Below are 23,360 nucleotides of genomic sequence, written 5' to 3'. Positions count from 1 at the left end.
TGAAGACATAGCGAGAAAATAATCTCTTCACTATTTTAAATAATACCCCTTTTGAAGGAAATATTATGTACGTTTCAATGAAAGAGATGCTGTGGCATGCACACAAAAATATGTATGCCGTAATGGCTGTAAATTGTGTCAATATGGAACAAGTAAAAGCCTGTATAGAAAGTGCCGAAGAAGAGTTCTCACCCATCATTATCAATATTTCGCCACGGCAGATGAAAGCTCACGGCAGTGGACATATTATGGCACCAATGATCGGCAACTTGGCCGAAAAGGCTAATGTTCCCATTGCATTTAATCTGGATCACGGTACGAACTACGACGATATTGTGGCCGCTATTCGATACGGTTTCTCCAGCGTCATGATCGACGCGTCTTCCTGTGATTTTGAAGAGAATGTGAAGCGAACCCAGATGGTTGTCGAACTCGCCCACGCTGCAGGTAAATCGGTTGAAGCGGAATTAGGGCATGTTGGCTCGACGGCGAACGCAGATGAATTCCGTGCTGATCTCTATACAGATCCCTTACGGGCCAAAGAATTCGTTGAACGCACCCGGTGCGATTGCCTGGCCGTGGCGATCGGCACCGCCCACGGTCACTATCCCAAGGGCTTTACGCCTACTCTTGATTTTGCTAGGTTGCAATTACTGAAGGAAACATTAGACATGCCGCTGGTATTACATGGTGGCAGCGGCGCTGGTGAGGAGAATATCCGTAAGGTCGTCTCTCTGGGCATCAATAAAATCAATGTCTGCACCGATCTGATGAAATACATCACTAACGCAATAAAGGATGCACTTACCGGAGACCCCGCGATCGACTATATGGATCTGTGTATTGTTGCACAGGAGTCGATGAAAATATTTGTGAAAGATTATATACGACTGATTGGATCAAATGATAAGTATACGTTTGATAAACACATCGGTCCAGAATATGAGTGATCGTTAAGAGATGCTGATGGAAATTTATGCCAGGATATTATTAATTGTCAGTTTATCACCTGCTTTTATCATGTATTCGGGAATAAAATTTCATCAGCTATTGAAATGCTGGCGAAATGGTTTTATATAGGGATTTACTCCAGTTTCATCGAGTTATTATTTTCCCTTAAAATCCTGCACAAAATGGCTAAAAGCCATTGGCTTAAAAATCAACTTGGCGCCCTATGATTTTTACAGATAGTCAGGTCCAATAATGATAATTCGCTGTGGGAATATATCATATATTATATTGTCGAGTGGTGTTTATCTGTTGAAGATCAAGATTTACGTTAGGGCCATATATAACTCCCGCTATGTGATTATTTAGTCTAAAACGGCCAAAAAATTCTGTTCAATGAATGCACTCCTGGGCACAGAGTTGACGGCGTGTTCCGAGTGAGCCTATTTTTAACTAGATAAAATATGTTCCTGTCCATCGCCATGACATTCAAACCAGGTATGAACTGTGGAGATCATCGTTCTTACCTTTTCAGCCGTTTCCAGCAGTGCTTCCGGCTGGAACGGGATTTAGCCGTTCGGAGAGTATCAGCGTGCTTGGCTGCGGGCGCATTCTTTTTTTGTTAATAACATTCCCAAGCAGCTAAATGGGTTGCGCTAATGAATATCTCGTGAAATTTTTATAACTTAATGATTTTAAAAGAAAGAACAATTCTCTAGAACGATAATAACGTGGCCCAAGACATGATGTTCACTAATCAGGTGATTTATTTAACGCTATAAAAATATACAGGGATCGCAATTTAAAACACTGAGTGTTGATGAGATAGAAAACATATATACAATATTCTTAGACTGTTCACCAGATTAAGCATCTACCGACGTAGGCATAATTTTCGCAGGCAATTTTAACACGGGCAGAAAGCAGAAACCGCGAGGCTAGTATTGCCAGCACACTTGCAATCTGAAGTATGACGGCGCGTTGTCGAATAAAGGGAACTTTCGGTGAGAAACAGATCCGATCATTATCTTCCCTGATAGAGAGTAATGCACCGTGGCAAAGCAAAAATTTCAAATGATAGTCTGCGCCAATTTGTCGCTCAGCGGCGTGACAGACGCGCAGGTTTACCGGGGGGATGATAAGCCAGACACACCAGAAGATGGCCGGATGGGGACTACGATAGGCAATGACGCCAGATAAAGCGTTAAACCCCCTGACGTTGCTGGGGTGATACCGCTCAGTGAGCACGTCGTCTGATATAGGATTAGCTAGAGAAACTGCCCCTTAAAAAGGATGTATTCAACAAAAGCCGTATGACGGGGATAGCGCCAAGTATGATAAATGTTTAACTATTAAGGAGGAAAAAAATGTTATTGCCGCGTGAAAGAAAAATTTTAGCATTATTATACCAGTGCAAAAACGGTATGACTACGACAGAACTGGCGAACTCTATTCATGTTAGCTCAAGAACGATAAAAGAAGACGTTAAAAACCTGAAGACCGGCTTGCCAAACAATCATTGCGTCATTGGAAGCAAGACAGGAAAAGGAATATGGCTGTCATATACTGAAGAAGGCAAGAACTATCTTAACGATCTCTTGCTAAATGAGGATGTAAGTGCTCCAGTGTCTCCTGAAATCCGTAAATATTATGTCGCCATCCAGTTACTGGACGCCGAAGGGTTTATCTCCATGGAGAAAATCTCCGAGGCCATCTTCGTAAGTAAGAGTACGATTGTCAATGACATCAATAAACTCATACCACTATTTAAACAGCAATCGTTACGCCTTGAAAAGAAAGTGAAATATGGTATCAGATTGATTGGCAGCGAAAGCCAGTTAAGAATCACTCGCGCCTATATCGTGAGAAAGATCGTGACCCATCAGGGCAATCAGATCCTGAGTAAACTGCAACCATTTTTTGCCAATATCGATTTGGGCGTCATCAACACTATTTTGCAAGAGGTTGAAGAAAACTTCGGTTTCATTCTTTCCGATTCATCTTACACCGATCTGATGATTCATTTGTCAATTATCGTGAGAAGATTACGTAAAGGCGCGATCTGTCCCGTCGATCTGGAGGAGCTCAAAAGAGACAAGGCGCGGGAAGAATGGAAAATCTGCGAATTTTTAGCGAAGAAACTCAATGAGAGCTTTGATGTAGAGCTGTTCGACGGCGATAAATCCTATATTTTGCTCAATATTACCGGCGCGAAGTTGTTAGGTGATTCTAAGCTCGGTCTCTTGGATAAATCAAATAAATCCGATCTTCTTTTCGAAACATGGGAGAAAATCGTCGCCAAAGCGGGTGCGATGTATCGCGAGAATCTCAGTGAAGACGATACTTTTATTCGGGGACTGTTCGTCCATCTCAAAGCAATGTTTCACCGCATCCAGAATCAGGTCCATTTGGAGAATCCACTGAAGAGTGTTATTAAGGAAGAACTGGTGTATGAGTTCGAAGTAGCGACCTATATCGCCAAGTTACTCTATCTGGAATACAATATAGACTTAGGCGAAGATGAGATCTGCGATATCGCATTGTATTTTGGCGCAAATTTGGAGAGAAAAAAGGCCATGTCCGCCGTGGAAAAACCGTGCGTAACGGTGGTGTGCGGTTCTGGAACCGGCACCTCCCAGTTTTTCCAGGCAAAACTGAAATCCATTTTCCCCAATATTGTGGTCAATAAAATCATTCCGATATCCAGGATCGAAGCCGAACTGGAATATTCGCAACAAAATTTTATTATATCGACGGTGCCGCTAACGATCGATAATGTCGATGTCCTGCATGTGTCGCCGATGCTGAGCAGTAAAGACATCATTCTGATTGAAAATAAATTACATCCGGATAAAGCCAAATCGTTGATGCAGAACAAGGAACATTACCATACCTTATTCAGCCAGTTTGCCGAAAATATTACTCTGTTAAAGAGTAACTGCCGCACAAAAGACGAAATAATAAATACGTTAGGCACTCAATTAGTAGAGAATGAATATGTCAAAGATACGTATATTTCCTCTGTCTTTGAGCGTGAAAAATTAGCACCAACGTCCATTGGAAATACCTTCGCCATTCCTCATGCTTTCGAGGGAAATATCTTAAAACAGGGCATCGGTCTGATGACGCTGAAAAGGCCTATCGAATGGGGAGGGTACAAGGTACAAATCATCTTAATGCTGGCCATAGACGTCAGAAACAATGAGTCATTTCAATCTATCTTCGAGGAATTGGCGTGCATCACCAAAGATCTGTCGATTGTGGAGGATTTACTTATGGCCAATGATTTTCAGGATGTGAATAATATCCTCAAGTGCCTTACCTGACGTAATAATTTTTTCTACCTGAGGTCACTCTTAAATTTTATTGCTATATGGTTTGTATTGGCTTGTTGTTCTGTCGTTAAAAGTGCGAATGTAACAGTTGTCTTTGTGGTATTGAGGAATCAAGATGATTGATGTACTTATCAAGGCCTTCTCGTTTGTTTTTGTTATCATTATTGGATATTTTCTGAAACAGCGCGGCGTATTACAACGGTCCGATATCATAGCCTTGTCCAGGATCATGATGAATATTACGTTGCCTGCGGCGGTCATCACCGGGTTCGTCAGTTTTAAAGTTGATCACTCCTTATTGATTCTGGTCCTGCTGGGATTGGGGTGTAATATTTTACTGATGGGCGCCGGATATTTTATTGCCCGAAACAGCCCGGATGATAAGAAAGCCTTCTATATGATCAATTCGCCAGGCTATAATATCGGTTGTTTCACCTTGCCTTATGTTCAAAGTTTTCTTGGGCCGGCAGGCATTGTCGCAACTTGTTTGTTTGATGCCGGGAACTCCATTATTTGCACCGGCGGCAGCTATGTTGCCGCATCGCATGCTACTGGCCGTAGCGCCGGTTTAAAAAGTACGGTTAAACGTTTGTTTTCCTCCGTTCCATTTGATGTCTACATGCTGTTGCTGATCACGGCGCTATGCGGTTTGCATCTTCCCAGTCAGGTAATGCTGATCACCTCGACCATTGGCAACGCCAACCCGTTTCTGGCCATGTTGATTATCGGTATGATGTTGGAAATTAATATTAACCGGGCGGCGTTGGCGAATGTTCTTAGGGTGCTGGTTATCCGCTACAGCATTGTTTCTGCATTCGCCGTGTTGTTTTACTATTATACGCCGTTTCCGCTGGAGATCCGTCAGGTGCTCGCTGTCGTGGTGTTTTCGCCGGTGTCGTCACTGGCACCTTTATTTACCTCAAGATTTAGTGGGATGTTCGCATCTGTCTCCAGTTTTACCAATTCTGTATCGGTCATCATCAGTATTACTGTCATTACAACGCTGTTAACACTGATGAAATCATAGCTGGCTGACGGGATATAACAGTGAACGGCCTCATGAATCCCTGAATAACCTGACGCAGGAGGAATACCTGAAAACCCGGAAATTTCAAAATGTATCTGGGACTAAAACCGGTATGCTTACATAACGACACCACCTGATTTTAAAAACCAGCAACCAGATGGCACCGGTATTTTATGCTATCTTACCTTCCATTACATAAAAATCTCCCTTCATTGTGGTGTAATAAGCATAAGATTTTTTCTTCTCAAAGTTATCACAGTGTACAACTGTAGATTTATCGTTCTCTTGCCAGGAAATCAAAAAATTTCCATCTGATAAGGGCTTCCATGCAAAAGTGGTTTGCATTTTTTCGCCCTTTAAATCACCACTAAGAAACTCAACTTCGATGGTTTTTCCATCATCCAAGTAATGGTTTACAACTTCCAGACCATTATTCATGGTAAGCGTGAATTTTTTTCCAGCGTAAGGGAATTTTTTCATGATTTTTCATTTTAAACTTACTTTCTATTTAATAAAAGAACCACCTGCCATACATCTTTTGTCTGAGATGTTTTTAGGCAGGGAATCTACTTGTACAACCAGAACTCTGGCAGGCACATCGCCAGGATTACCAGATAAATGACCTATTTTCCCATCGTTAAGCGTTGAAATACTATCGTATCCAAATGATAACTCCCCTGGACCAAATTCAACACGATGATTATCCATAGACTCTATATACCACTTCCCTTCGGTAGGGATAACCCATTGTGGTTGCGGGCTTTTATGCCAATTTCCTTTCCATCCTATCGGCATAATATTAAATATATATCGTGAGGCCTTCATATCATCGGTAGAGACCCATTCAGGCGCGCCAGACACGCTAAAGTTCTGTAGTGATAAACTATCAAGTTTACATAATGACTGGTGAGAAACGCCTTTTTCATCCGTCCATAGACTCCAATATCCTATTTCATTGTTCTTAATGGATTTTTCGTTATTTATTGAATTGGTTATTATTTCGGCATGTGCGTAAGAAGATAGTATCCCAGCCACTAACAATAAAGTCATTTTTTTCATAGAAATCCTTAGCATATATATTCCATTAGTCTGAAAGCGCAGGTTCCGCTAAATCCTTTCATACCCCGGCTAGCCTAACCTGAAATTTTTCGCCGAACTTTCAAAAAATCCGCGTGGCGCAATATAATAATCCCTAATAATTTCTCTTAGTCATTATATCCTGACAAGTGGACGGATCTTTTGCTTTCAAATCATCAATGTCAGCAGCACCGGACAAGAAGGGAATGCTGGCTGTTACGGCAATGATAAACGTTTTCAAGGATTTTCCCACCCTGATTAATATCGAGGATATCATCAAGCAGATGTCTGCATTTTTTTATTATAGGTCATAAATACAGATTGCGAACCATTAATCGAGCAGGGATTCGTGATGATAAGAGGTATCCGGTGTTTAGCTACTGTAAATAACTACATATAAAATAATTACGCAAAACTTACGCTATCTTTTCCAGGCATCTGACAATAAATTATTGTGGCGGTGTTGTTCAGTTGACCTACTGCACTGAGTGGACTGACGCTATATTGAAATTAAAGAAAGGTCGAAAGTATATGTCACTGGTGTTGGCGATAATATAGGAGTGCTGGACTTGCTAAACCAATAATAATGAAAGTTATGGTATGGGGGATAATAAAGATGATTCGGATATAGGTTTTGTCCAGAATTGTCATAATGTGAGTGAACCCGTGTTTTAACCATAGGATAAATGGCGCGATCAGGCGGTAGTGGCAAATTCAGGGGGAATGCCTCCTCTGGTTGCAGATTTACTGGGTTATACCCAGCCGTATGTTTATGGCCGACAAAGCACGCCGACCTCGACAGCACTGCAAGAGGCGATGCAGCCCAGAAGACCAGTCAGAAATTTCAGGGGTGGAGATTTAACGTGCAAAGGTTGGGCAAGCGGGTTGTTCTGGCTCTGCGGCTGATATTTCTGATCTTGGCCGCTTTGCGCGCTACCTATCCGCGATTGTGCAACAGCAGGGCTAGCAGAGCGTCATCCAACCCTTGATTGGGCTTGAGCGGAGGAGGTGCAACGCTTCCTGCCTGCGCGACCCCCGCGTTCAGACGGTGGAGCACCTGCGCCTGGGCAACGCCGCAGGATACGCCATCGACAACCGGTACGGGAATTTTTCCCGCCAGCGATCTCGCCAGGCCCGCCAACGGTGCACCGGCGAGAATCAGTACATCAGCACCATCATCATTCACGGCCTGATGACAAAGTGCCAGCAGGCGGTCCGCGTGATCCTGCTGCACACTACCGGCATCTCGAAGTGGGCTATCCAGATATCGAATGCTGACGAGGCGGGACAGCATTCCGTACTGTTCCACGCACTCACGATACCAGTTGGTGATTCGCTGGGAGATAGCAATGATCGAGAAACGGGGACCAAGCTGTGCGGCGGTCATTAACGCCGATTCGGTCATGCCGACCACGGGCACATCCAAAACTTCTCTTAGCGGTAGAAGGCCGGGGTCGCCAAAGGCAGCCACGAGCAACGCATCGTAGCAGCCAATCTGTTGACCCGCGATCGTGGCGGCGGCATGCCCGCCTAGCATCGCTTCAAACCGGGTTTCAATATAGGTCACGCCGCGCTGTGCGGTGGCCATGATAATTTGCGTATCCGCAGCTGCCGTTCGGCGGGCTTCGGTTTCAATCAGTGCGGTAACGCTTTGCGAGATATTTGGATTTATTATCAATAATCGCATCATGACTCCAGAGAAGGTACGCAGGGTTTCAACCGTTAGCTGAAAATTGCCTCCAGGTCGACATCGGTATCGTCGTTGACGGATAGATCCAACATTCCTTCGATATGATCAAGGTGCCCAATCATCAAGCGAATAGCTTCTGCTTCATTATCTTGCTCCAGCGCTTCGACGATGGCGGTATGTTCATGATTAGGACACGCCGGAACGTTCGGAGAGTCATACAACAAAATAATCAGGCAGGTCAGTGATGCGAGCTCGCGCATTAATTTCGTTAGCGGCGCGCTATCCACCATCTGCGCAATAAGCAGGTGAAATTCGCCGGAGAGTCGAATGACCTCATGTTTATCTCCCGCCTCGCGGGCCGCTCTTTCCAAACTGATATGTTGATGTAAGCGCTCATACAGCGAACGGTCCGCTTTGGCAACCAGGCTGCGGATTAACGCTGGCTCAAGTATCCGCCGGGCCTGAAAGATATGCCGGGCTTCTTCTACTGAGGGGCTGGAAATAAAAGCGCCTCGGTTGGGGATCGTTGTCACGATGCCTTCATAAGCTAAGCGAGCCAGTACTTCACGGATTCGGGTGCGATTTACCTGAAAAACGTTGGCCAGCTTCTCTTCCACTAATTTCGTGCCTGGAATGAGGCGATGCTCCATGACTGCGTTGAGGATACGTACGTAAATGACGTCACGTTTATCGCTCGTACCAAGGATTTGCCCTGCGTTACGCGTTTTACGGGATCGAGGGGTTTCATTATTTTGGGTCAGCACGTGAGAAGTCCTTCTTAAATTGCCACTATTTATATTAATGATGTCACAAGAAATAACAAGCCCTATGCTATCCATGCACTATTATGGTTTATATTTGCTAACAATTCACCAAAATGGTGCGCAATAATGAAGGCGGATAACGTTTTTTGTTCGATGAGTATGAAAAAATAAAAATATAAAAATCAATAAGTAATTTCATTATTTTCTTTCCGGAGAACAAAATTTTCGTTTGCCGCAGTTGTGGCATAAAGCCTGCATTAACATTGTCACAATCTACAATACATTAGTGACAATTGGAGGCGTTATGCTGGCTTTGAATTCGACATCCCGCGTGATAATACGTACCGCCCTGGCATTGCTGCTTTGTCTGGGTGCTATGACGACGGCCCAGGCCGAAGATGAAGACACGATTAAACTCGGCTATGCAAAGTGTGCACACTGCACATCAATGTCTCTGACGCCGGAAAATGCCACGGGAGTGAAGCTGGAAGCCATCCCTTTCAATACCGGTAACGATGTATTAACGGCGTTGCTGTCCAAAAGTATTGATATTGCTCAGGTCACCTATCTGCATTATGCCACTGCGCTGGATAAGGGGTTTGAGGTCGTGGCGATATCAGGACAGGTAAGCGGCGGTTCGCAGATTCTTATCGCCAACGCCTTGCCCGTGCAGGCCGGCGATTGGGAAGGGCTGGTCAAACTGATCCGCCAATATAAGGCAGAGGGTAAACCGTTCCGCGTGGCGGCGTCGCGCGGCAATGCGCAGGATATTCAGATGCGTGGCGCTTTCCTCCGGCACGGTATTGATATTAATAAAGACGTTCAGTTCGTCAATATTCCTAACCCAGCCGATCACACGCAGGCTTTGCGTCGGGGGGAGATGGAACTGGTGACCTCTGTAGAGCCATTCGCTACGCAGATCCGCGACGTTAAGGCAGCGAAATTCTTTGATTATCCCTACGACCAGGCCGCCGGTAAGTTGACGAACCTGATCATTACTCGCCCGGACGTGATTAAAGCGCATCCGCAAGGCGTGCTGGAGACCGTTCGCGCTATCGTAAAAGTCAACGGACTCATATCAGACAATAAAGCGCTGTTTGCCGATACCATCCAGAAAGTAACGGGTCTCGACGCAACCATCGCGCGTGGTGCGGTTGATAACCTTTACCCCGACTATAAGATGCATCGCGCCTCAGCGATTGCCATCGCGCAAATGATGCGACAGCTCAAGTATATCAATGGCGATGTCAGCGATGCCGTCGAAAAAAATATGGACTACCAGTTCCTTGAAGCCGTCACTGGCAAACCGAAGACTGAATTAGGGTTTTGATATGAAGAGCTCCGCCATGCCAAACCGCGTGACAGGCAGCGTGAGCCGCGCTTCTCTGATTGGGCGCTGCTACCGACGCATTGAGCGTTTTATCGTACCCGTACTGCTGATTGTCGGCTGGGAACTCTTCTCGCGCTCTGGGATCTTACCCCGCGCGCTGCTACCGGCACCTTCCCAGGTGATCATTGCGTGGGCTGATTGGGTGTTTGCCACCGATGGTAATACGCAGAACTACAGCGGCCACTGGATTATTGACGTCGCATCGAGTTCATACCGCGTATTCGCCGGCTTTGCACTTGCTGCCGTACTGGGAATTGCCATTGGTATGGCGATTGGCTGGTCGCGAACGATTGAGAATCTGTTCGAGCCGGTATTGCAAATTTTGCGCCCAGTCCCGCCGGTCTCCTGGATCCCGCTGGCGATAATCTGGTTTGGTATTGCCGACAAACCGGCGATTTTCCTCGTCTTTATGGGTTCGTTCTTTCCGGTTCTGCTCAGCACGATTCATGGCGTGAAAAGCTGCGATCGCAATCTGCTGCGGGCAGGGGCCATGACGGGAGGAACTCCGGGGAAACTATTGATGCATATCGTTTTCCCGGCGGCGCTGCCCGCTATTTTCTCGGGTTTACGTATTGCCATCGGATCCGCGTGGATGCTTACCGTTACCGCAGAAATGGTTGCCGTGAAAAGTGGCGTTGGCTATGTGCTGTGGGATTCGTACTACTTCCTGCGTTACGACATCGTCATTGCTTCGATGATCAGCATTGGGCTGCTGGGTTTCCTCAGCGATTACGTCATTAAGCGCGTTGGTGCGTATTTTCTGCGCTGGCAGCGCGGTTCCACTTTGCAAAAGGAGGGATGAGACATGGCACTTATCACGGTGGACCGCGTATCGCGCGTATTCGATGATCCTAAACGTTCGACCGGCGTGCGGGCGCTGGATAACGTCAGCGTCTCCGTTGCGCGCAATGATTTTCTTTGTCTACTAGGCCCCAGCGGCTGCGGCAAATCGACATTGCTGAACATGATAGCCGGGTTCGATCACCCCAGCGAGGGCAGCGTGATTGTGGGCGGGCAACCGGTAAGCGCCCCGGGTGCCGACCGTGGCGTGGTTTTCCAACAGGCGAATCTGATGCCCTGGCTGCCCGTCTGGGAAAATGTTGCTTTCCATCTGAAAATGCGCGGCTTCGGCAAAAACATTCGCCGGGAAAAAGCGCAGAAATTTATCGAAATGGTTGGCCTTAACGGCTTTGAAAACCACTATCCAAGCGAGCTTTCCGGGGGGATGAATCAGCGGGTAGGTATTGCCCGTGCGCTGCTGATGAACCCGGAAGTTATCTTGATGGATGAGCCTTTCGGCGCCCTGGATGAACAAACCAAAATGGATATGCATGCCGAACTTATCCGTATCTGGCGGGAGAGCAAGGCGACAATTGTCTTTGTTACCCACGGTATCGATGAATCCCTGGCGCTGGGAACTCATGTTGCCGTTATGTCTGCTCGCCCAGGGCGGATCCGCGAACTGCTGCCGATCGACCTTGAACGCCCGCGTGATCCCACGAGCAAGGTCTTTAACGATTATAAACGCCATATTTTGTCGCTATTACGACCAGAGCCGACGGAGGAGTTCAGCCTTAATGAAAACAAAGCACAACAAGGAGCGTCAGCATGACTAAGCGAATTCGGCTGGGCGTACTCACCCCGTCGTCAAACACGGCGCTTGAGCCGCTGACCCAGGCGCTGGTTGCCGAGTTCCCGGAAGTGAGCGTGCATTTTTCCAGATTTCGCGTGACCGAAATTGCGCTCAGCGATAATGCGCTGGGGCAATTTCAACACGAACCTGTCATCGAAGCCGCGCGATTGTTGGCCGACGCGAAAGTCGACATCATTGGCTGGAGTGGGACATCCGCAGGCTGGCTGGGGTTCGACACCGACGTTGAGCTGTGTGCCGCTATTTTGAAAGCAACTGGAATACCGGCGACAACCTCAGTTCTTGCACTGAATCGCGCCCTTGCTCTCTGGCAGGTTCGGCGGCTTGGGCTGGTGACACCGTATCTGGCGGAGGTGCAGGCGCGAATCATCGCTAACTATGCGCAACTGGGGATTGACGCCACGCATGAGAGCCATCTGGCGCTACAGGATAACTTTTCTTTTGCCGGGGTGGACGAGAGCACGTTGGAAAAGCAAATCGCTACGGTCGTCGCTTCCGGCGCGCAGGCGGTAACCACATTTTGTACGAACCTGAACGCGGCTCGCGGCATTGCGCGCTGGGAGCAGCGGTTTGGGGTTCCCGTGTTTGATACCGTTGTCACCGTTGTGTGGGATATGTTACAGGCAGCGGGCGTGGATACGCGCCGTGCGACCGGCTGGGGCCGGTTGATGGCGGAGGGGTGATATGCAGCAGTTCGATACCGTTATTCGCCGTGCCCGGGTTGTCACCGCCGCAGATATTTTTACCAGTGATATCGGAATTATTGATGGCCGGATTGCTGCGTTGGGCATCGCCTTACCACCCGGTACGCAAGAGATTGATGCCGCTGGCCGTTATGTCACGCCGGGTGGGATAGACAGCCATGTCCATTTCGATCAGCCGAGCGAGGATAGGGCGATCATGGCCGACGACTTTCTCAGCGGGACAATCTCCGCCGCATGCGGCGGCACGACAACGGTCATTCCATTTGCTTGCCAACAAAAGGGGGGCTCGTTGCGCGATGCCGTCGAAGATTATCATCGGCGAGTGGGTGACAAACCGGTGATAGATTACGCCTTCCATCTGATCGTGACCGACCCCACGCCAGAGGTGCTCGAGAACGAACTGCCGACACTGATTGCTGAGGGCTATACCTCGTTTAAAATCTACATGACGTATGACGCGCTAAAGTTAGGCGACCGGCAGATCCTTGAAACGCTGTCTTTGGCTCGTCGTGAAGGGGCGATGGTGATGCTGCACGCGGAGAATAGCGATTGCATCGCCTGGCTGACGGAGCGCCTGCTGGCGGCCGGATTGCGCGCGCCGCGCTACCATGCCGTGTCGCGCCCAATGCTTGTTGAACGTGAGGCAACCCACCGGGCGATAGCCTTTGCCGAACTGGTCGATGTACCGATTCTCATTGTACATGTCTCGGGCCGTGAGGCTGTGGAACAGGTGCGTTGGGCACAAAGCCAGGGCCTGAAGGTTTATGCCGAAACGTGCCCACAATATCTGTTTTTAACCGCCGATGACCTGGGTTGCGATGATAGTTTTGAGGGGGCACGCTGTATTTGCAGCCCGCCGCCGCGGGATGCTGCAAACCAGCAGGTTATCTGGGATGGTCTGGAAAGCGGCGCTTTCGAGGTTTTTTCCTCTGACCATGCTCCCTATAGATTCGATGCCCCAGACGGTAAGAAAGCGCATGGTGAGCAGGCTTCCTTCGATAAGATTGCTAACGGGATTCCCGGCGTGGAAACCCGAATGGCGTTGCTGTGGTCGGAAGGGGTTCGTACCGGGCGGATTACGCCACAGACCTTTGTCGCCCTGACATCAACCCATGCGGCGGAACTGTACGGCCTCTATCCCCGTAAAGGCAGCATTGCTATTGGCGCAGATGCCGATCTGGTTATCTGGGATGATGATCGTGTCTTTACCCTGACGAATGACATGCTGCACCACAATGTCGATTACACCCCCTATGCCGGTATGCAGTTAAGCGCCTGGCCGGCGATGACCCTTTCGCGGGGGGAGGTTGTTTGGGATGGCGAACCGCGAGGAGAAAAGGGGCGCGGACGATTTCTGGCTTGTGAGCGGCCGGGGCCGGCTCAGGCTCGGCGGCGAAAAAGCGAGCTGCCTTTATGACAATGGTAGAGTGCGTAGCCGCGCGATTAGTTCGTGGATGGCAAACTGGCACGCGGCAATCGACTGGTGGATTAAGCCTGGCGTCGGACGCCGACGCGTATGCGGTGCAGCAGCAAGTTGCCGATGCCCTGGGGTGGTTTCGCGGCGGAACGGCAAATATCTGGAAGTTGGGCGGGGCACCGGGAGGGGCACCCAGTACCGCCAGGGTGCCGGAGGCGGCGGTATATGCTTCTGGTTGGCAGGTGCCGTCGGGATTCTGTTTTGCTCGTGGCATTGAGGCCGAGATTGTTGTCCGACTGGGGCGCGATCTGGATGCCGGTTGTGATTTATCCACGGTTTACTCCGCTATTGACGCCTGGATGCCGGGGATCGAGCTTTGCGATACCCGGTGGGACGAGGCCGATGCGGCGGACGCGTTGTTACGATTGGCGGACCAACAAATTAGCCGCGCGTTGATTCTGGGCGAGGAACAGGCGTTTACACCCAATCCGCTATGGCGCACGATGGGCGTCTCTATACAGGTGGATCAGGTGCTGCTAATGACCGGGTGTGGGAGCCATCCTTTCGGCGACCCGTTGAGCACCATCCCCTGGCTTGCCCGCCATACGGCAAGTCAATCTCAACCACTACGTGCGGGGGATTTGATCGCGACGGGCAGTTGGAGCGGGTTGTTTTGGGCGCCGGCAGGGGGGCGTATTGCGGTGAACTTCGTCGGCGCAGAGCCAGTGCTGCTGCTGACATAATCCACGTAAAAATATATTGGCACTAATCAGGACGCAGGGAAAAAAATGATGAATTTACCAAAGGTTACGGTATTGGGGCTGGGAGCCATGGGGCATGCTTTTGCCCATAACTTGCTGAAGAAGGGTTTTACCGTTGCAGCATGGAACCGCTCGCCGGGAAGAGGTGATGATTTACTGGCCTCTGGCTTAACATGTTATGCGCTGCCACAGCAGGCCGTGGCTGATGCCGATGTTATTATCAGTATGTTGAGCGATGGCGATGCCACTCTCTCGGTACTGGCTGATATCGCACCGGCCTGTAAGCCTCAGGCAATTTATTGCCAGATGGGAACCATTGGTGTGCAGGAAACCCTGGATGCTATCGCGTTGCTCAAGCGGCTACAGCCCGGCATGCCGTTTGTTGATGCACCTGTTTCCGGTACCAAAGCGCCAGCAGAGAACGCACAAATTCTGGTCCTCGCCAGCGGTGAGCAAGAGAAGAGTGCTGCCGCCGAACAGGTCTTCGCGGCCATATCACGCGGTACGCAATGGTTCGGTGTTGCGGGTAACAGCCAGAAAATGAAGCTGATACTGAACGCCTGGCTTATTTCGATGATGCAAGGGGTTGCAGAGAGTACGCTTTTAGCGAAAAGTCTGGGCTTCACCCCGGAGCAGTTCTGGAGCGCGCTTGAGGGCGGCCCGTTGGCTGCACCCTATATCAAAGTAAAACTGGATGCGATCGCGAAGCATCAATATGCGCCGCAAATGCAACTCACTCATGCATTGAAGGATGCAAAGTTGGCACTAACGCTGGCTCCTCCGACGACGATGCCGGTACTGGATAAAATTGCCGACCTCTGGCAAGAGGCGGTGGAAGATGGGTTTGGCGCTCAGGATCTGTCGTCGGTTTATCAATGGCTGGATAATCAGTCTTCGGAAGTTTAATCCCCTGGTAAACCCAACTGGGTATTCAGTTGGCCATGGCAGTGACGCAATTTCAGGTCTGGAGAGAGATTCTCCAAACCTGCAACCTTGACTAACGCAATGCTAAGGCCGCTTTCATTTCCCGAGCCCCATTAAAAATGTCAGATATTGGCCTGGGGGTTAACAGCAGGCTGATCGTAACGGTTATTTTTCAAAACAGGCAGTAGGGTGACAATCGCTAAACTGGCAAGGAAAATACCGATCAACGCCGGAGAGCGATAACCCAAGCCTTGGTCAATGGCATAGCCGCCGCCCCAAGAGCCGACAACTACACCAAGGCAAATCACTGAAGTATGCATGGTATTAATCAGTGACGTATTCGGCGCTGCTTTAAAAACGCGTGAGGACATGGCAGGCGTGAGCGTAATACCTGTAAGCCCTAATACCATGACCGATATCAGAACCAGTATTTTATTATCAAAAAAGGTGTAAAGTCCAAACAGCGCAAGTACCAGCACGATGCTACCGACGAAAACCACTTTAATCGGTGATTTATCGGCTAAGCGACCTACCAGGAAATTACCTATTACCGTAAATACACCGTAAGCAAAGAGAATGGCTGGAATATAAGATGAATCGAAACCGACAGTTTTTTCAAAATAGGGCACGAAGTAGCTGAATGTCGCGAAGGTCGCCGCAATAATAAAAAAGCTCGTGACAAATGCACCCCAGATTGAGCCGTTTATAATTGAGCTGAATTCAGCCTTAATACTGCCCGTAACCTCTGCCGTGAATTTAGGCACAATTAGAATAATACCTATTCCGGCGAACGCGGTGAGGGCAATAATCAATGCGAAGGAGACTCTCCAACCATAATACTGGTCAAGGATTGCCGATATTGGCAGCCCCGCAACCGTCGCTATCATCATCCCGCCCAATACGATGGAGGCTGCAACGCCAAAGCGTTCCGGCGGAACCATTTTTGCCGCCGTCAACAATGCAAAGCCGAAGAAAGCTGCCGAAGATAATCCGGTCGCGAACCTTGCCACTGCTAACAGATCATAGGTTGCAGAAACGGTTGCGACGATCTGTGCGACAAGAAATATGCCGGTAATTGTCAATAATGCTGCTTTATTACTCAGTTTGACTAAAAACGTTGCGAGTAATGGACCGCCGAAAACCATACCTAATGAATAAATGGTAATTAAATATCCAACTTTAGGAATAGAAACCCCTAAATCAGAGGACATTGATGTTATTAATCCTGCGACCATGTATTCCGATGTGGTCATGGCAAATAGGGTAAACCCTAAGACATATATTGCCGCTGGAAGTGGTTTGCTCATGTGAATTTACTCGGCGTGGTTAAGAGTAATTGAATTAATACTCTCGCTTGTTGGTTTTTGTAAATAAAATATTAATCATAATTGTTATGATTTTTTTCACTAATAAAATGGTGAGGATTATTGAGGCGCCGTGTTAGGTTGGCAAGATGTGATGGAGTATTCCTTAATTTGCACCCGCGGCAGTCTCTGGCTGTTACCGGCACAACCCGCACGCGGTGCATCAATGATGCCGGCACGCAAGGATATTGCAATAATTGTGGCGACATAGCGTTAACTTTTAACTAATCTCATATTGATATTAAACTTTCGTCAGGACTTTTTGTATCTTGAGCCATAATGTTGCTTTACTGCCTCCACGAGGCATAGGTGTTCGCGCAAGGGATGGAAGAGAAGACTTATGGATTTGAATGCGCTTAAAATCTTTATCAAGGTAGGAGAGACGCAGAGTTTTACCAAGGCCGCACAGGCATTGGGTCTCACCCAGTCAGGGGTCTCACGTGCAATTGCCAGGCTTGAGCTCGACCTTCGCGTTACCTTGCTAAACCGTAATACCCACTCTGTAAGTCTGACTACCGACGGCATATTTTTATATGAATCCTCTCGAAGCCTGATGCATGAAATGGATGAGGTCGGACAATCGCTTACCGGAAGAACTGTATTTCCTGAAGGCGAGCTAAGAATAACCACGCCTTCTGCCTATGGCCGATTGGTCATTATTCCTATACTCAAAGAGATCCTCGACAGATATCCGGCATTATCAATTGACGCCGTCATGACCGACCGATTGGTTGATCTGGTGGAAGAAGGCTTTGACGCGGCGATAAGAATTGGCAGCGTACAGGACTCACGGCTTATCGCGAGAACCATCAAGCATTTGCGCTTTGTCACCGTTGCGTCGCCGGAATATTTAAACAGCCATGGGATCCCTAAAGAGCCTGCGGAATTGGTACAGCATAACTGCCTGGCTGTTAAAGCACAGAGAACAGGGCGTAGCACCAAGTGGTTTTATTATATCGACGGAGAACAGCAGCCTTTTGATATTAAGGGCAATTTTGTCGTTGATACGGCGGATGTGCTGTTAGAGGCGGCACTCAGCGGGATGGGTGTTGTACAAATAATGGACTTCGCAGTCGGTAAATATCTGGAGAACGGTAAGCTGGTCGAGCTACTACCCGAATACTCCAACGCTTCTATTCCGCTGTCATTAATCTATGCAAAATCGCGCCATCGTTCGCCTAAAATTAGTACATTGCTGGCGGCATTCGGGCTAGCTATTTGACCCCCAACGTAGATGCCATTGCCCTTGCGTCTTGAGGGTGGCCCAGATTCATGATCCTGCTTCATTCTGCGGCTGAAAAGCCACGCTCGGTTATTTAGCTGCGGGGATATCAGCGGCCTGAACTCCGTTACGTTATTGGTGGCTAATCTGCTGCTCAACGGCATCCCGTGTCCACAGGCTTGATTCCATCACTGCTCTACAACCATTGCCCGGAAACCGTGGCCGCAGACTTCATCTTTTGTGTCATAACCCATCAGACGAAGCGCCTTATTGACAGTGTTTTCACTCATCGGTTTATACGGATTATGGTCGCCAGGGAGTATCAGTACCTGATGCCCGGATACTGCATGTATTTTTTTCAGAATAATTGTCGTGGGAAATCGGACGGCAGCGTGGAGTTTCGATTTAACAGGTCGGTTGTATAGCGACTGATACCGTTGTCGGAGCGAATCAGGGGGCTGTTATTTATTGTTGGAATTTGGGGTATGCTGCTGCATCAATTCAATGATCCAATCAATAAAAACTCGCAGTTTGACGTTGACATGGCGGTTCGGCGGAAATGCCAAGTACAGGGGCATGGGATCAATACGCCATTGTTCAAATAACGGAATCAAGGCGCCACAAGCCTGATGTGCTGCCGCCATATAGGTTGGCAGCGCAATCACGCCTAACCCAGCTAACCCAGCTTCGAGGTACGCATTGCCATCATCCACAGCAAGCACATAGCTGCTCTTGATTTCAATATGTTCACTCTCACAGTGCAGTGCCAGAGGCGCAATCTTACCGGTGCGTGAGGACAAGAATCCCACTATGCGATGGTCGGTGTTTTCCAGCTCTCGCGGATGCGCAGGGGCGCCAAGGCGTTCCAGATAACTCGGTGCGGCGTAGGCACCGATTTGCAAATCGCCGACATGGCGTGCGATCAGGGACTGGTCGTTGATTTCGCCACCGCGCAAGACGCAATCCACGTTGTCGCCGATCAGATCCACCACCCGGTCGCTCACGCCCATGTCGAACTGGATGTCCGGGTAGCGCATGTGGAAAGCCGGTAGCGCCGGCACTATGACGAGGCGGGCCAGCGGACTGGGCACATCCACCCGTAGCCGTCCCCTGGGTGTAATCGCCGCACTGGACAGGCTGGTTTCTGCATCGTCCATGTCCGCCAAGAGGCGGATGACGCGCTCGTAGTAGGCTGCTCCCTCGGGAGTGACGCTGAGCCTGCGGGTGGTGCGATGGAGCAACTTGACGCGCAGGCGCGCTTCCAACTGCTGAATGAGTTGCGTCACCGTGGTTTTGCTCATATGAAGTGTTTGGGCAGCCTTTGTGAAGCTACCTGCCTCCACCACACGCGCAAAGGCGCGCATCGCATCGAAACGATCCATTCCTTGTCCTTTCTTTTCACAGATTGTTTGGATTTTACAAACAATGAAGGACAAAGTCGCTTGTTTATCCGTCCGTTCTAGCGCCTGTAAAGTGTCTTTTTGTTCATTGGGCAGATTTTGCCCCATTGCAAAGGTACAAACATGACAACACGTGAAGCAGTTTTTCCCTTCGGTCGGCAGGCGCTCTATGAGCGCAATCGGTATTCACCGGCCATCAAATCTAACGGCTTCTTGTTTGTTTCGGGGCAGGTTGGTAGCCGCGAGGATGGGTCGCCTGAACACGATCTAAAAGCGCAGGTCAGGCTGGCATTCGATAACCTTAATGCTGTTCTCGCGGCTGCGGGCTGCACATTCGATGATGTGGTTGATGTGACCCTCTTTGTCGTCGATCCCGAGTCGAACCTCGACGCTATCTGGAGTATCTTGCCAGAATATTGGGGGGAAGCACCTTACCCCACGTTGACCGGGATCGGCGTGACGTGGCTTTACGGATTCCAGTTTGAGATTAAGGTGATTGCTAAGCTGCCCTAAGCGTTACGGGGCTTTCTGCCAGTCGAAAATTCAACGGGGCAGCTCGCCGCCGGTGACGATCACCGAGTGCCGATCGAACGCTTGAACGGCAAGGCCCATTACGCCGCGCGACTCGGCACCCTGAATCAGTTCGGTCGAGGTAAGCGATGAAAGCAGTTGTCTATGATCAACCCGGATCACCGGATGTCCTTCGTTATACGGATGTTCCCGATCCAGTCTGTCCGCCCAACGGCGTTGTCATTCGGGTAGAGACTGCCGCCCTGGAAAGAGGAGACCTGATCAACCGCGCGTCATCGCCGCCGCCTTATCCTGGCTACGTCCTCGGCTATGCGGCGGCAGGCGAGGTCGTTTCAGTGGGCTGCGATGTTCACGACCGTAAGGTTGGTCAGAAGGTCACAAGCTTCGATGTGTCGGGCTCGCATGCCGAATTGCGCGCCGTAGCCGCGAGCAAGACTTGGCTGGTACCGAAGGGCCTAGACATGGCGATCGCAGCAGCATTGCCGATCGCATATGGAACCGCGCATCACTGCCTTTTCGCGCGCGGCGGCTTGAAGCGTGGCGAAGCCGTCCTGATCCAGGCGGCGGCCGGTGGCGTGGGAAGCGCCGCCGTACAGCTCGCACATCAGGCTGGTGCAACAGTGCTCGGGACGGTATCCGGTGTGGAAAGGGGCAAACACTTAGCGGCACTTGGATTGGATCATGCAATCGACCGTCGGAGAGTTGACGTGGTGGAGACGGTCATGCGCTTGACCGAGGCCCGAGGTGTCGACCTTATTGTGGACCCGGTGGGAACAACCATACAGGACTCCCTGAGGATGTTGCGTTCGGAAGGCCGCTTGGTCTTCGTCGGCAACGCCGGTGGACCAACGCTGCAGGTTGAGCTGTGGCCCGCGCTTCAGGCGAATCAGTCGTTGTTCGGCGTATTCATGGGAACGCAGTTTGAAAAGCTCGAGGTTCACCAGACGGTTTCCCGGATGTTGGCGCAGGCAGCCGATGGGGGGCTTGAGGTGCTCATAGACCGGACCTTTCCGCTTGCCGATGCGGCACAGGCCCATGCGTATGTCGAAGGCAATCCTACGCCCGGACGTGTCGTTCTTGTCTGCGGCTGATTCGCCGTCTGTGGGCAATCAGTCTGCATCAGATACACCACTGTTTAATCTATGTACACAAGGATGCATGAAATGCAAAAATCCCGCTTAAGTTTCCTTAAGCGGGATTTTTAAATCTTGGCTCTCTGACTGGGATCACCTTTGCCAGTAACTGGCTAATAAGTAAGCTAAACCTGAAAGCTCGCCCTGTCAAGACCACCAGAGTGACCACCAATAGGCCGGATTACATAAATCTGGTTTGAGCAGTTCCACTGCATGGGTGATCATTATAATGGTGTTCCTTGTAGGAAGCGCAGTCGGAGCGAGTAACGAGGGGCTTTCCCTGTACTGTAACAGCTGACAGTCTGTTTATTCCGAAGCGGACGTTTCAGACTTAACAATATGTTCAAAGATGAGGAGCAGGTCATAATGAATGTGTCAGATTAAGTATGGGTTAAGCATAGCTTACAAATATTTTTTTAAAACTCTCCACAGTCGGATTCACTGCCATATCCCGCAACACTTGATTAGGCAGCAGTATGCCGAGAACGGTAGAGACAGATTGATGGCTCAGGGCAGGCATCAGTGCTGACTTGGCCCGGTGGTACGAGACCAGTATGTAGCTATACGATAATGTTTTGATAATAATAAATAATGTATGGCACCATGAGGCAGACAACTTCATAGTTGAAGGTGTTCTCGGAAAAGATGTATGAAAGAAAAATATCACGTGGTTATTGAGCAGCGGAAGGACGATCGTGAAACTGTATGAAAACGTGGTGATTGGTAATTTCCTTTATGGATTGGGCGTTTCCATAGGGGGAAGGCTCAAATCTGGATATCTTCCGGGGGCTGTCAGTTTGTTGCAGCAGACTCCGGAAGATAAGGCGCTAGGTGATGTCCTGCTAGATTTTCCAGGTACATTGCGGCTTATCGAGTTCAAGGCACAGGGGAACCGCTCTAAAAAGGAACTCACCCGGTACAGGAAACTATTACCGACTATACAAGAGCAGCAGGAAATGCTGAGAATCTCCCGCAGAGTTCACTGGTACGTGGAAACGGCACCAATTCCTTTGAAAGGGGTTGAAGCATTTTTTTCTCCTTATCTTGATGCATTCGACACACAAAAACCTGCTAAAAAGCCATTTGCTTTGGAGAGGTTCATTGAATCCGTGGCGGATGATGTTGTTTCGTCGAGAAACGATGAGCGGGATAGACAGGAGAAGGATTATCTGAAGCTTGTTCGCTGGTGCCAGGGTACGGGAGAAACAGGTTCTGGCGCGCTGATCGTGGTTGTGGGCTCTGGTGGCGGCATGGAATTTGTTGCGCTGGAGGATCTGATGGCGCTGAACATGTCCCATCAAAAATGGATGACATACGGACAAGAAAGGGAATTGAAAATGGAAAGAGCACTGGAACTGGAGCTTGAGAAAAAAGAACTGCGAATGGAGCGAGGATGGAGCTATGGGAGATAACGTGGACAAACGCTTAACGGACCGTGATGTTCAGTTGTTCTTTGACGCTGCCGAAAAACTGCGCGAGGCAGCAGAGCGTGACGGTGAGAAAGCTAGAGAAGCAACAGTGGCTTTGGCTTCTTTTGTCACCAAGATGAATGCCAATCTACAGAAGCTAGAAGATGGTGTTCGCCACAACATAAATAGTTCAGCGGAAACAACCGCCAACCGGGCGGCGGAGCTGCTGAGTGTCAAGTTTCAACAAGCAAATGATGCAGCCAAAACAGCAACAGAGCAGTATCAGAAAGCGGCAAAGAACCTCAATTTTAGGAGCTGGTGCTATATTCTAGGCACACAGTTTATATTGATACTGGTTTTCATCGCATCCATTTTATATCTGATCCCTTCACTGGACGAGGTTCAGCAACGTCGAGCGGAGCTGTCATCTCTTAATGAGCAGATCCATAATTCCCGTCTAAAATGGGCCTTCTGCGAGGAAGGTAAAAAATGTTTCCGGACAGATGAACGTGAGAATGGCGGTGGGCCGTACAGAGACAAGCAAGATGGCGGTACCTGGCGTGTTCCATGGAAAGAGTAACTGTACTCAAATTACTTTTCGAAGCAGCCTATA

The 23,360-nt window shown here is 49.2% G+C and carries 21 protein-coding genes and 1 pseudogene; 15 read left to right on the top strand and 7 right to left on the bottom strand.

The window, feature by feature from the left end:
- Positions 1-65 precede the first annotated feature (65 nt).
- The 3 genes from ACN28Q_RS01950 (at position 66) to ACN28Q_RS01940 (ending at position 5,310) form a co-directional block, all read left to right on the top strand.
- A complete protein-coding gene (locus tag ACN28Q_RS01950; RefSeq protein WP_095844786.1) occupies positions 66-950 on the top strand; it encodes a class II fructose-bisphosphate aldolase in 885 nt (294 codons plus the stop codon).
- Positions 951-2,315: 1,365 nt separating this feature from the next.
- A complete protein-coding gene (locus tag ACN28Q_RS01945) occupies positions 2,316-4,274 on the top strand; it encodes a BglG family transcription antiterminator (RefSeq protein ID WP_095844785.1) in 1,959 nt (652 codons plus the stop codon).
- A 124-nt stretch (positions 4,275-4,398) separates the two neighbouring features.
- Positions 4,399-5,310, top strand: a complete 912-nt coding sequence (locus ACN28Q_RS01940; protein WP_095844784.1) for an AEC family transporter — start codon at positions 4,399-4,401, stop codon at positions 5,308-5,310.
- Between the two features lie 171 nt (positions 5,311-5,481).
- On the opposite strand, the gene ACN28Q_RS01935 is transcribed toward ACN28Q_RS01940, so the two are convergent.
- The 4 genes from ACN28Q_RS01935 to ACN28Q_RS01920 form a co-directional block, all read right to left on the bottom strand.
- Positions 5,482-5,790 carry a MoaF-related domain-containing protein gene (locus ACN28Q_RS01935; protein ID WP_230469507.1) on the bottom strand — a complete coding sequence of 103 codons (309 nt, stop codon included), beginning with the start codon at positions 5,788-5,790 and terminating at the stop codon, positions 5,482-5,484.
- 24 nt (positions 5,791-5,814) lie between these two features.
- On the bottom strand, positions 5,815-6,369 hold the full coding sequence (locus ACN28Q_RS01930; protein ID WP_131928954.1) for a cupin domain-containing protein: 555 nt from the start codon (positions 6,367-6,369) through the stop codon (positions 5,815-5,817).
- Positions 6,370-7,324: 955 nt separating this feature from the next.
- A complete protein-coding gene (locus ACN28Q_RS01925; protein ID WP_230469506.1) occupies positions 7,325-8,077 on the bottom strand; it encodes an aspartate/glutamate racemase family protein in 753 nt (250 codons plus the stop codon).
- A gap of 32 nt (positions 8,078-8,109) precedes the next feature.
- Entirely contained in the window at positions 8,110-8,841 is a 732-nt protein-coding gene (locus tag ACN28Q_RS01920) for a GntR family transcriptional regulator (RefSeq protein WP_230469505.1), read from the bottom strand.
- A gap of 304 nt (positions 8,842-9,145) precedes the next feature.
- On the opposite strand from ACN28Q_RS01920, the gene ACN28Q_RS01915 reads away from it, so the two are divergent.
- The 7 genes from ACN28Q_RS01915 (at position 9,146) to ACN28Q_RS01885 (ending at position 15,670) form a co-directional block, all read left to right on the top strand.
- Complete coding sequence (locus ACN28Q_RS01915) at positions 9,146-10,171, top strand: ABC transporter substrate-binding protein (RefSeq protein ID WP_095844779.1); 1,026 nt, start codon at positions 9,146-9,148, stop codon at positions 10,169-10,171.
- A 1-nt stretch (position 10,172) separates the two neighbouring features.
- A complete protein-coding gene (locus ACN28Q_RS01910; RefSeq protein WP_230469504.1) occupies positions 10,173-11,033 on the top strand; it encodes an ABC transporter permease in 861 nt (286 codons plus the stop codon).
- A 3-nt stretch (positions 11,034-11,036) separates the two neighbouring features.
- Positions 11,037-11,843, top strand: a complete 807-nt coding sequence (locus ACN28Q_RS01905; protein ID WP_095844778.1) for an ABC transporter ATP-binding protein — start codon at positions 11,037-11,039, stop codon at positions 11,841-11,843.
- Positions 11,840-12,565 (top strand): maleate cis-trans isomerase family protein, encoded by a 726-nt coding sequence (locus ACN28Q_RS01900; protein ID WP_095844777.1) that lies wholly within the window; start codon positions 11,840-11,842, stop codon positions 12,563-12,565. Before ACN28Q_RS01905 ends, ACN28Q_RS01900 begins: the two co-directional genes overlap by 4 nt.
- A 1-nt stretch (position 12,566) precedes the next feature.
- Positions 12,567-14,003: a dihydropyrimidinase gene (gene hydA / locus ACN28Q_RS01895; protein ID WP_095844776.1), complete on the top strand. Its 1,437-nt coding sequence runs from the start codon at positions 12,567-12,569 to the stop codon at positions 14,001-14,003.
- Between the two features lie 242 nt (positions 14,004-14,245).
- Entirely contained in the window at positions 14,246-14,746 is a 501-nt protein-coding gene (locus tag ACN28Q_RS01890; protein ID WP_230469503.1) for a fumarylacetoacetate hydrolase family protein, read from the top strand.
- 45 nt (positions 14,747-14,791) lie between these two features.
- Positions 14,792-15,670, top strand: coding sequence for an NAD(P)-dependent oxidoreductase (locus ACN28Q_RS01885; RefSeq protein WP_095844774.1), 879 nt, complete (start codon positions 14,792-14,794; stop codon positions 15,668-15,670).
- Between the two features lie 140 nt (positions 15,671-15,810).
- Here the strand turns inward: ACN28Q_RS01885 and ACN28Q_RS01880 are convergent, their stop codons facing one another.
- Positions 15,811-16,995, bottom strand: a complete 1,185-nt coding sequence (locus tag ACN28Q_RS01880; protein WP_095844773.1) for an MFS transporter — start codon at positions 16,993-16,995, stop codon at positions 15,811-15,813.
- Between the two features lie 397 nt (positions 16,996-17,392).
- On the opposite strand from ACN28Q_RS01880, the gene ACN28Q_RS01875 reads away from it, so the two are divergent.
- Complete coding sequence (locus ACN28Q_RS01875) at positions 17,393-18,274, top strand: LysR family transcriptional regulator (RefSeq protein WP_095844772.1); 882 nt, start codon at positions 17,393-17,395, stop codon at positions 18,272-18,274.
- 135 nt (positions 18,275-18,409) lie between these two features.
- Here the strand turns inward: ACN28Q_RS01875 and ACN28Q_RS01870 are convergent.
- Positions 18,410-18,600: pseudogene (locus tag ACN28Q_RS01870) on the bottom strand (integrase); the annotation flags it as partial.
- A gap of 135 nt (positions 18,601-18,735) precedes the next feature.
- On the bottom strand, positions 18,736-19,656 hold the full coding sequence (locus ACN28Q_RS01865) for a LysR family transcriptional regulator (protein ID WP_095844771.1): 921 nt from the start codon (positions 19,654-19,656) through the stop codon (positions 18,736-18,738).
- Positions 19,657-19,797: 141 nt separating this feature from the next.
- On the opposite strand from ACN28Q_RS01865, the gene ACN28Q_RS01860 reads away from it, so the two are divergent.
- The 4 genes from ACN28Q_RS01860 to ACN28Q_RS01845 all read left to right on the top strand — a co-directional run bounded on the left by ACN28Q_RS01860 (position 19,798) and on the right by ACN28Q_RS01845 (position 23,327).
- Positions 19,798-20,187, top strand: a complete 390-nt coding sequence (locus ACN28Q_RS01860; RefSeq protein ID WP_095844770.1) for a RidA family protein — start codon at positions 19,798-19,800, stop codon at positions 20,185-20,187.
- Between the two features lie 146 nt (positions 20,188-20,333).
- Positions 20,334-21,296 (top strand): quinone oxidoreductase family protein, encoded by a 963-nt coding sequence (locus tag ACN28Q_RS01855; protein ID WP_095844769.1) that lies wholly within the window; start codon positions 20,334-20,336, stop codon positions 21,294-21,296.
- Positions 21,297-22,033: 737 nt separating this feature from the next.
- Positions 22,034-22,750, top strand: a complete 717-nt coding sequence (locus tag ACN28Q_RS01850; RefSeq protein WP_095844768.1) for a hypothetical protein — start codon at positions 22,034-22,036, stop codon at positions 22,748-22,750.
- Positions 22,740-23,327 (top strand): hypothetical protein, encoded by a 588-nt coding sequence (locus tag ACN28Q_RS01845; RefSeq protein ID WP_095844767.1) that lies wholly within the window; start codon positions 22,740-22,742, stop codon positions 23,325-23,327. The genes ACN28Q_RS01850 and ACN28Q_RS01845 overlap by 11 nt, the downstream gene beginning before the upstream one ends.
- Positions 23,328-23,360: the final 33 nt, after the last annotated feature.

Origin of the sequence: Gibbsiella quercinecans, from assembly GCF_002291425.1 — a bacterium.
Classification (GTDB): Bacteria; Pseudomonadota; Gammaproteobacteria; order Enterobacterales; family Enterobacteriaceae; genus Gibbsiella; species Gibbsiella quercinecans.
This window is presented reverse-complemented; position numbering and strand designations above follow the sequence as displayed.